This window comes from Streptomyces sp. 8K308, from assembly GCF_004348315.1.
Taxonomy (GTDB): Bacteria; Actinomycetota; Actinomycetes; order Streptomycetales; family Streptomycetaceae; genus Streptomyces.
This window is the reverse complement of record NZ_SMKC01000049.1, coordinates 23,813-32,973: the sequence shown is the minus strand read 5'-3', so window position 1 is coordinate 32,973 and position 9,161 is coordinate 23,813. Positions and strand designations below refer to the sequence as shown.

Sequence of the window (9,161 nt, the reverse complement as noted above, 5' to 3'; positions counted from 1 at the left end):
TCAGAAGTGTATAAGAGACAGGAGAACCCCTAGGACACCGGCGGGGGGACTCGCTGGGCTCCCGGTGAGGGCACGGCCTCGAAGACGCGGGGGGCGCGGTAGCCAGCGGAGCCGAACGCGGTGGTGATGGCCTTGGCCGTCGTCTCGACGGCGTCCTCGTCGACGAGGACGATCGCGGAGCCGCCGAAGCCGCCGCCCGTCATGCGGGCGCCGAGGGCGCCGACCTCCACCGCCGTCGAGACGACCAGGTCGAGCTCCGGGCAGGAGATCTCGAAGTCGTCGCGGAGCGAGGCGTGGCCCTCGGTGAGGATCGGGCCTATCTCGCGCGCGCTGCCGGCGTCCAAGAGCTCCACCACGCGCTCGACGCGGCGGTTCTCGGTGACGATGTGCCTGACGCGGCGGCGGATGGTGTCGTCCGGGAGCCGGGAGAGGGCCGAGGACAGCTCACCGAAGGGGATGTCACGCAGGAAGGGGACCCCCAGCGTGGCGGCGCCCGTCTCGCACTCGGCCCGGCGGGTGGCGTACTCGCCGTCCGCGTGGCTGTGCTTGACCCGCGTGTCGACGACCAGCAGCCGCAGCCCCTCGGCCGCCATGTCGAACGGCACCTGGCGCCGCGACAGGTCGCGGGTGTCGAGGAAGAGCACATGGCCGGCCTCGCAGGACGCGGAGGCCATCTGGTCGAGGATCCCGCACGGCATGCCGACGAAGTCGTTCTCCGCCTGCTGGGAGAGGCGGGCGAGCGACTCGGGCGGCAGGCCGAGCCCGTTGAGGTCGCTCAGCGCCAGGGCGGTGACGACCTCCAGGGCGGCCGACGACGAGAGTCCGGCGCCGGTCGGCACGTCGGAGTCGAAGGACAGGTCGGCGCCGGCGAGGCGGTGCCCGGCGCGCTCCAGGGCCCAGGCGACGCCTGCCGGGTAGGCGGCCCAGCCCGGGACGGCGCGCGGGGTCAGCTCGTCGAGGGAGAGCTCGACCGGCTCGCCGTCGTACTGGGCCGAGGAAAGCCGCAGCAGCCGGTCGGAGCGGAGGGTGGCCTTCGCCTTCGCCCTGTGCGGCAGCGCGAAGGGCATGACGAAACCCTCGTTGTAGTCGGTGTGTTCGCCGATCAGGTTGACGCGGCCCGGCGCGGCCCAGGTGCCGTCTGCGGTCACGGCTGTCACTTCGCAGTCTCCTCGCGCTGCGCGAACGCCCAGGCGTCCGCGATGATACCGGCCAGGTCGGCGCGGCTGGGTCGCCAGCCGAGGCGCTCGCGGGCGCGCTCGGCCGAGGCGACCAGGACGGCCGGGTCGCCGGCGCGGCGCTCGGCCGCGGTCTCGGGGATGGCGTGGCCGGTGACCTGCCGGGCCGTCTCGATGACCTCGCGGACCGAGAAGCCGTTGCCGTTGCCGAGGTTGCAGATCAGGTGCTCGCCCGGGGTGGCGGCGGTCAGGGCCAGCAGGTGGGCCTCGGCGAGGTCGTCCACGTGGATGTAGTCGCGGACGCACGTGCCGTCGGGCGTGGGGTAGTCGGTGCCGTAGACGTTGATCGAGTCGCGGCGGCCGAGGGCGACTTGGAGCACGATGGGGATGAGGTGGCTCTCCGGGTCGTGCCGCTCGCCCAGGCCCGGGTCGGCGCGGTGCGCGCCGGCCACGTTGAAGTAGCGCAGCGAGACGGCGGCCAGGCCGTGCGCCGCGGCCTCGCTGGTGATCATGTGGTCGACGGCGAGCTTGCTGGCGCCGTAGGGGTTGGTGGGGGCTGTGGCCGCTTCCTCGGTGATCGGGGTGGCGGTGGGCTCGCCGTAGACCGCGGCGGTGGAGGAGAAGACGAGGGTGCGGACGTCGGCCTCGCGCATGGCGGAGAGCAGGTCGAGGGTGCCTGCGACGTTGTTGCGCCAGTACTTCTCCGGGTTGACCACGGACTCGCCGACCTGCGAGCAGGCGGCGAAGTGCAGCACGCCGTCGTAGGAGCCGTCCAGCCACTTGCCGGCGTCCTGGATGCGGCCCTCGACGAACTCGGCGCCGGCCGGGACGCCGGCGCGGAAGCCGGTGGAGAGGTCGTCGAGGACGGTCACCCGGTGGCCGGCGGCCAGCAGGTGCGCGGCCACCGTTCCACCGACGTAGCCCGCGCCGCCCGTAACGAAGTACCTCATGCCTTAAGTCGCCACCTCTCGCAGCCGGTCGGCCGCCGCCTCCGGCAGTACGTCACTCACGAACGCGCCCATGCCGGACTCGGAGCCCGCCAGGTACTTGAGCTTCCCGGGGCTGCGACGGATGGTGAACAGCTCCAGATGCAGCGCGAAGTCCTCGCGGTCCGGTATGGCGAAGGGCGCCTGATGCCAGCCGGAAATATACGGGGTGGGTCCCGCGCCCTCGCCGAAGATCCGGTCGAAGCGGCGCAGCAGCTCCAGGTAGACGGCGGGGAAGCCGGCGCGCTCGGCGTCGTCGAGGGCCAGCAGGTCGGGGACGCGGCGGCGGCGCGGGTAGAGGTGGACCTCGTAGGGCCAGCGGGCGGCGCGCGGCACGAACGCGGTCCAGGTGTCGGTCTCCAGCACGATGCGGCGCCCGTCGGCGCGCTCCTCGGCCAGCAGCTCGTCGTAGAGGTTGCCGCCGGTGCGCTCCTTGTGGGCGGCGACGGAGCGCAGGGCGCGCGCGGTGTGCGGGGTGACGAAGGGGTAGCCGTAGATCTGGCCGTGCGGGTGGCCGAGGGTGACGCCGATCTCGGCGCCGCGGTTCTCGAAGCAGTAGACCTGCCGCACGCCCGGGTGCTGGGCGAGGTCGGCGGTGCGGTCGGTCCAGGCGTGCAGGACGAGCGCGGCCTGCTCGGGGGTGAGGGAGGCGAAGGAGGCGTCGTGGTCGGGGGTGAAGCAGACCACCTCGCAGCGGCCGACGTCGCCGCCGAAGGACGGGAAGCGGTTCTCGAAGACCGCGACCTCGTAGGAGTCGGCGGGTATCTCGCTGAGCCGGTCACCGCGAGTGGGGCACAGCGGGCACTGGTCGGCCGGCGGGTGGTAGGTGCGGGACTGGCGGTGGGCGGCGTAGCCGACGTGCTCGTCGAGGAGGGCGTTGTGCCGGATCTCGGAGGCCGAGACGGCGGGCTGGAGCGGGCGGCGGTCGAGGGTGTCGCGGACGGCGTCGTCGCGTGAGTCGTAGTAGATCAGCTCACGGCCGTCGGCCAGGCGGGTCGTGGTCCTCTTCATCACCCAGTCCAGATCAGATGTCGCGTGTCGGGCTCAGTACACCTCAACAGAATCGAACATAAGGAAGCATACCCCCACGTCGGACGTCAAAGGCGAGGGTTTGTTCGAGGTTCGTTCGGCCGGGTTGTGCGGCGTGCTAGGGCCGGTGGCCGGGCGGCAGGTGGTCGAGGAGCCCGGTGCGGACGGCGAGGGCCGCGGCCTCGAGCCGGGACGCGGTGCCCAGCTTCGTGAGCAGCCGCTGCACATGGGTGCGCGCCGTGCTGGGCGCGACGCCGAGCCCGGCCGCTATCCGGCGGGTGTCCTCCCCGTCCACGATCCGGGTCAGCACGTCCGCCTCCCGCTCGGTGAGCAGCGCCGCCAGCCTGGCGCCCTCCGCGTCGGGGCCGGTGCGCGGGTGCAGCAGGTCGGTGAACGCCTCGCGCAGCAGCTGCGGCGCCACCGCCGCGTCGCCCGCCTTGGCCTTGACCATCGCCCGCTCCACGCCCTCTATGCGCTCGTCGTGGCGCACATAGCCGCGGGCGCCGGCCGCGAACGCCGCCGCCACGCCGCGCGGGCGCGGCACCGGGCCGAGCACGACGACGGCGACCCTGGGGCACTCGCGGCGGATCCGCAGCACCGGGTCGAGCGCGCCAGGCGCCTCCGGCGCGGTCAGTCCGAACAGGCAGACATCGGGCTGCTTGCTGACCGCCAGGTCGGCGGCCCGCGCGGCGGGCGCCCCGGCGCCGAGCACCCGGTGGCCGCGCACCCGCAGGGCTGAGGCCAGCGCCTCGGCGACCAGTCGTCGGTCGTCGGCGACCACGACCCGTACGCTCATCACGTCTCCTCTGGAGGGCCGAATCGGCCGGGCCCGGGCGTGCGGTGTCGCGGGCGCTCCCGGGCCGTTCGGGAACAGAGTGGAATACAAAGGTGGACCACGGTGGCCCCAGGGTGGCTCACGATCAGGGTGGATCGGCATCGCGAGTAAGGGTTGTCCTGCCCCAGACCACGCGCCGATCATGCATCCCCCCGGCGACGGCCGCCGCACGGCGGGCGCCGGGCCCGGCCGGATCGCGCCAGCGTCGATCACCGGCGGCGGGGGCGGTCACCGGTAGACCAGCAGCGCCGGGCGGCCGGCGGCCGCGTCGCCCGGGTAAAACACGCGGTTGACCAACACCAGCGTCCCCTCGTGCCACAGGGGGCGCTGCTCGTGCGTGAACAGGCCGCTCATCAGGGCCCATTCGCTCCGGCGGGCCGCCGGGTCGAGCGCCATCAGCGGGGCGGCGCGGCCCGTCGCCGGGTCGATGGCCACCACGAGACCGGCACGTTCCTCGCCCGCCGGCTGGTAGGCGAGGATCCGGTCGTCGCGGACACCGAACGGCCGGATGTCGCCGCCCCCGAGCGCCCGCACCTGGTACTCGACCAGGCCGCTGGCGAGATCGAAGGCGACCACGGCGTTGCCCCCGGCGGAGCCCGGGGCGTCGTGGTCGCTGGCCAGGTAGAGGTGGCCGTCGTGCACCACGGTGCCGCCGCAGTCGGCGAACGAGGTGGCCCGGCACGGCGGCAGATAGCGGTCGCGGTCATAGTCCAGGTCATGTCTGATCGACTGGCGTTCGTCGTCGATCACGAAGATGTGCTCGCTGCTCGTCTCCCGGTCTTCGCCGAGCCGGGCCACGACCACCAGCGGCTCGGCCGAGAGCACCGCCGTGACCGCCATCGGCCGCCCCATGAACCGCGGCCCGAACGACCACTCCCACAGTTCCTCGCCGCGCTCGCCGGTGGCCCTGATGGTGCCGCCCTCGGCGCCCGGCGGGCTGCCGCACGCGGTCCGCGACACCAGCGTGCCGCCCACCACCGCGTAGGCGTCGGCCACGCAGGCCCCGCCGCCCGGCGCCGCGCGCCACGCCTCGACAACGCCCGCCGGGGTGTCGGCGAGCCGGAAGCCGGCGGTGCCGCCGTCCCAGCCCACCGCGACCGTGTCGCCCAGGATCGCCGGCTCGTCGTGCTCGCCGGGGCCCGGATCGCCGCCGTCGACACCGAGCGGCACCTCGGCGACCGGCTCGCCGGCCACGATGTCGAGCACGGTGAGCGTCCCGCAGTCCCGCCCCTGGAGCACCGCCACCAGGTCGCCGGAGGACGACGGCGACGCCTGGCAGACGCCGCCGGCCAGGTCGAGCGGCACCCGCCAGTTGCGGGCGCCGGTGGCCAGGTCGTATGAGGCGATGCCGCCGTCCGCGACCCGCACCAGGTCGTCGCCCGCCACCCAGTCACCCCTGGCCCACAGCCGCACCGCTCGTGGGTCGACCGGCGGCGCCGCAACCTCCCAGGCCAGGCCGGCCACGGCGGCCTCCGGCCGGGGCGCTTCCGGGCGGGGCCCGGCGTCCGCGCGATCCGCGGCGTCCTCGCCGACCGGCCCGCCGCCTAACGGCCACCGCGCGACGGCGTTCCCGGTCAGCAACAGGCCGAGCGCCACGGCGAGCAGCGCGACCCGGCGGCCCGGCCAGCCGGGCGAACCACGGCGCGAACCCAGCGGCGGTGACGGCGGCGGCGATGGCAATGTCTCCCCCAACGAACGGTCGTCGGTCCGGACTTTCTACCACCGTCCACCAAGCCGAACCGTCGACCACCGGGCCGGCGTCCCCGGCACGAAACGCCGGGGCGCCGGCACGCAATGCCGGAGCGCCGGCACGAAACGCCGGGGCGCCGGCACGCAATGCCGGAGCGCTGGCGCGCAATACCGGGACGGCGCCCAGGCAAGGGCGCGCCGGGCAAGGGGCCGGCGCCGGGGCCAGGGCGGTCGACAAGGACCGCCGACCACCGACACCGCAACCAGGCCAAGCGCAGCGACCCGGCACCGACGCCAGCCGACAAGAACCGCCAGCCACCACCTCGCCGCCGACCACCGACACCGCGACCACGCCGAGCGCGGCGGCCAAGCCAGCGCCGCGACGCCGCGGTTATGCCTCCTCGGCCAGCTCCAGCCAGCGGGTCTCGAGCTCGTCCCGCTGGCCGGCCAGCTCGCGCAGCCTCGCGTCAAGCTCGGCCATCTTCGCGAAGTCGGTGGCGTGCTCGGCCATCTCGCCGTGCAACGCCGACTCCTTCTCGCCGATCCGCTCCAACTGCCGCTCGATGCGCTGGATCTCCTTCTGGCTCGCCCGGGAGAGCTGCGCCGGCTTGGCCGCCGGAGCGGCCGGCGCCTGGGCCGCCGACGCGGGCGCGGCCTCGCGCCGCGCCGCCCGCCGCTCCAGGTACTCGTCGATCCCACGCGGCAGCATCCGCAGCGTGCCGTCGCCGAGCAGCGCGAACACCCGGTCGGTGACCCGCTCGACGAAAAACCGGTCGTGGCTGATGACCACCATCGACCCCGGCCAGCCGTCCAGCAGGTCCTCGAGCTGGGTGAGCGTCTCGATGTCCAGGTCGTTGGTCGGCTCGTCGAGGAACAGCACGTTGGGCTCGTCCATCAGCAGCCGCAGGATCTGCAGCCGCCGGCGCTCGCCGCCCGACAGGTCGCCCACCGGCGTCCACTGCCGTTCCTTGCCGAAGCCGAACCGCTCGCACAGCTGGGACGCGGTCATCTCCCGGCCCTTGCCCAGGTCCACGCGGGACCTGACCTGCTCCACGGCTTGCAGCACCCGCCACTCGGGGTCGAGCTCGCCGACCTCCTGCGACAGGTAGGCGAGCCGTACCGTCTTGCCGACCGTGATCGTGCCGGCCGCCGCCCGGCCCGCGGCCATGGCCCGCAGCAGCGAGGTCTTGCCCGCGCCGTTGACCCCGACCAGGCCGATCCGGTCGCCAGGACCGAGCTGCCAGGTGAGGTCCTTCAGCAGCGTCCGGTCGCCGGCCGTGACCGTCACGTCCTCCAGGTCGTAGACGGTCCGGCCGAGGCGGGCGCTGGCGAACTTCATCAGCTCGGCGCCGTCGCGCGGCGGCGGCACGTCGGCGATCAGCGCGTTGGCCGCCTCGATCCGGAAGCGCGGCTTGCTGGTGCGAGCCGGGGCGCCGCGGCGCAGCCAGGCCAGCTCCTTTCGGACCAGGTTCTGCCGCTTGACCTCCTCGCTGGCGGCGATCCGCTCCCGCTCGGCACGGGCGAAGACATAGTCGCTGTAGCCGCCGTCGTAGGCGTACACCTGGCCGCGCTGCACGTCCCACATCCGGGTGCACACCCGGTCGAGGAACCAGCGGTCGTGGGTGACGACGACGAGCGCGGAGCGGCGGGCCGCCAGGTGCTCGGCGAGCCAGGCGATGCCCTCGACGTCGAGGTGGTTGGTGGGCTCGTCGAGGACGATCAGGTCCTGCTCGGCGATCAGCAGCTTGGCGAGCGCGATCCGGCGGCGCTCGCCGCCGGAGAGCGGGCCGATGACGGTGTCGAGGCCGGCCGGGAACCCGGGCAGGTCGAGGCCGCCGAACAGGCCGGTCAGCACGTCGCGGACGCGTGGATCGCCGGCCCACTCGTGGTCGGCGAGGTCGCCGATGACCTCCTGCCTGACGGTGGCGGCGGGATCGAGCGAGTCGGCTTGCGTCAGCAGGCCGAAGCGCAGGCCGCCGGCGTGCGTGACCCGCCCGTCGTCGGCCGGCTCCTGGCGGGCGAGGATGCGGATCAGCGTGGTCTTGCCGTCGCCGTTGCGACCGACGACGCCGATCCGGTCGTGCTCGCCGACGCCGAGCGAGACGCCGTCCAGCAGGGTCCTGGTGCCGAAGACCTTGCGGACGGCCTCCACGTTGACGAGGTTCCTGGCCGGCTTGCCGGACGGCCTTGAGGTCGGTTCAGGCATGATTCTCGATGGTAGTCGCCCCCGGCGCGGGCCCGGTCGTCACCCGAGCGGCCCGACAGGTTCCTGAGTCCCGCAGCGACTTCGCGACCAGCGCGGCCGACTCGGCGTCGGCGGCCAGGAACGCGCAGCTCGGCCCCGACCCCGAGACCAGACCGGCCAGCGCGCCGCCCGCGAGCCCGGCGGACAGGGTCGCGGCGAGCGACGGCCGCAACTCGACGGCGGCCGGCTGCAGGTCGTTGACGAGCGTGCCGGCCAGCGCCCGCGCGTCCCCGTCCCGCAGGGCCGCGAGCAGCGCCGGATCGGGCTTGGGATCGGGAACCGGCGTCGCGCCGCGCAGCCGGTCGCAGGCGCGGTACACCTCCGGTGTGGAGAGGCCACCGTCGGCGAACGCGAAGACCCAGTGGAACGTGCCAGCCACCGGCAACTCCGTCAGTCGCTCCCCCCGCCCACGGCCCAGTGCCGCCCCGCCGACCAGGCTGAACGGCACGTCCGAGCCGAGCCCGGCACACAGCGCGAGCAGCTCGGAGCGCGGGGTGCCCGTCCCCCACAGCACGTCGCACGCCAACAGCGCGCCGGCGGCGTCGGCGCTCCCGCCGGCCATGCCGCCGGCCACCGGGATGTCCTTCTCGATGTGCAGGTGCACGGCCGCCTCCCGCCCGTGGTGCGCGGCCAACGCCTCGGCGGCCCGCACCGCGAGGTTCGACCCGTCGAGCGGCACGCTCTCGCTCCCGGGACCGGCACAGCTGACGGTCACCCCCGGGGTGCCGGCCGGGGTCGCGGTGACACGGTCGTAGAGACCGACGGCGAGGAACACGTTGGCCAGATCATGGAACCCGTCCGGACGCGGAGCGCCCACGGCGAGCTGAACATTGACCTTGGCCGGCACCCGCACGGTGACGGCACGCTGCGCTGACTCCACGGACATGCGGCGATTCTCCCCCACGTGGCGGCTGGGCCGCCGCAGGCTGGCGGCTTGCCGCCACGCCGGCGCGGCCGGCGGCACGGCGACCGGCCAAGCCGGCGGAGCCGGTTCGGCCGCGCCGGAGGGGCGCACGGCGGGCCGGCCCGCCCTGACAGACAGCGGACGGCACCGTGCCACCGCGCTCAAGCCCACGACCTGCGACCGGCCACCGCGGCCCAAGCCGGCTCGACTGCGCCACCCCCGGCGGCGAAGCCGCAGAGCCCGCGCCTTTCCGCGCGAGGCCCCGCCCGGCGCGGAGCCCGGACAGGGGCGGGTGGTG

Annotated in this window: 7 protein-coding genes; all 7 read right to left on the bottom strand. The window is 74.4% G+C overall.

The genetic code is table 11. The features are described 5' to 3' along the window. Window positions 1-29 precede the first annotated feature (29 nt). Window positions 30-1,157, bottom strand: coding sequence for a galactokinase (galK, locus tag E1265_RS10430; RefSeq protein ID WP_243740672.1), 1,128 nt, complete (start codon window positions 1,155-1,157; stop codon window positions 30-32). Beyond that, window positions 1,154-2,125 (bottom strand): UDP-glucose 4-epimerase GalE, encoded by a 972-nt coding sequence (gene galE, locus E1265_RS10425; protein WP_132929979.1) that lies wholly within the window; start codon window positions 2,123-2,125, stop codon window positions 1,154-1,156. The genes galK and galE overlap by 4 nt, the downstream gene beginning before the upstream one ends. 3 nt (window positions 2,126-2,128) lie before the next feature. Next, entirely contained in the window at window positions 2,129-3,172 is a 1,044-nt protein-coding gene (gene galT, locus E1265_RS10420; protein WP_132929978.1) for a galactose-1-phosphate uridylyltransferase, read from the bottom strand. A gap of 136 nt (window positions 3,173-3,308) precedes the next feature. Next, complete coding sequence (locus E1265_RS10415; protein ID WP_132929977.1) at window positions 3,309-3,986, bottom strand: response regulator transcription factor; 678 nt, start codon at window positions 3,984-3,986, stop codon at window positions 3,309-3,311. 267 nt (window positions 3,987-4,253) lie between these two features. Further along, a complete protein-coding gene (locus tag E1265_RS10410) occupies window positions 4,254-5,717 on the bottom strand; it encodes a PQQ-binding-like beta-propeller repeat protein (RefSeq protein WP_132929976.1) in 1,464 nt (487 codons plus the stop codon). A gap of 388 nt (window positions 5,718-6,105) precedes the next feature. Next, window positions 6,106-7,920 carry an ABC-F family ATP-binding cassette domain-containing protein gene (locus E1265_RS10405; RefSeq protein ID WP_132929975.1) on the bottom strand — a complete coding sequence of 605 codons (1,815 nt, stop codon included), beginning with the start codon at window positions 7,918-7,920 and terminating at the stop codon, window positions 6,106-6,108. Beyond that, window positions 7,913-8,845, bottom strand: a complete 933-nt coding sequence (locus E1265_RS10400) for a 4-(cytidine 5'-diphospho)-2-C-methyl-D-erythritol kinase (RefSeq protein ID WP_132929974.1) — start codon at window positions 8,843-8,845, stop codon at window positions 7,913-7,915. Before E1265_RS10400 ends, E1265_RS10405 begins: the two co-directional genes overlap by 8 nt. Window positions 8,846-9,161 lie beyond the last annotated feature (316 nt).

Coding starts and splice junctions, on each gene's coding strand:
- galE (WP_132929979.1), bottom strand. CDS start 2,125: ATGAGGTACTTCGTTACGGGCGGCGCGGGCTACGTCGGTGGAACGGTG.
- galT (WP_132929978.1), bottom strand. CDS start 3,172: ATGAAGAGGACCACGACCCGCCTGGCCGACGGCCGTGAGCTGATCTAC.
- E1265_RS10415 (WP_132929977.1), bottom strand. CDS start 3,986: ATGAGCGTACGGGTCGTGGTCGCCGACGACCGACGACTGGTCGCCGAG.
- E1265_RS10405 (WP_132929975.1), bottom strand. CDS start 7,920: ATGCCTGAACCGACCTCAAGGCCGTCCGGCAAGCCGGCCAGGAACCTC.
- E1265_RS10400 (WP_132929974.1), bottom strand. CDS start 8,845: ATGTCCGTGGAGTCAGCGCAGCGTGCCGTCACCGTGCGGGTGCCGGCC.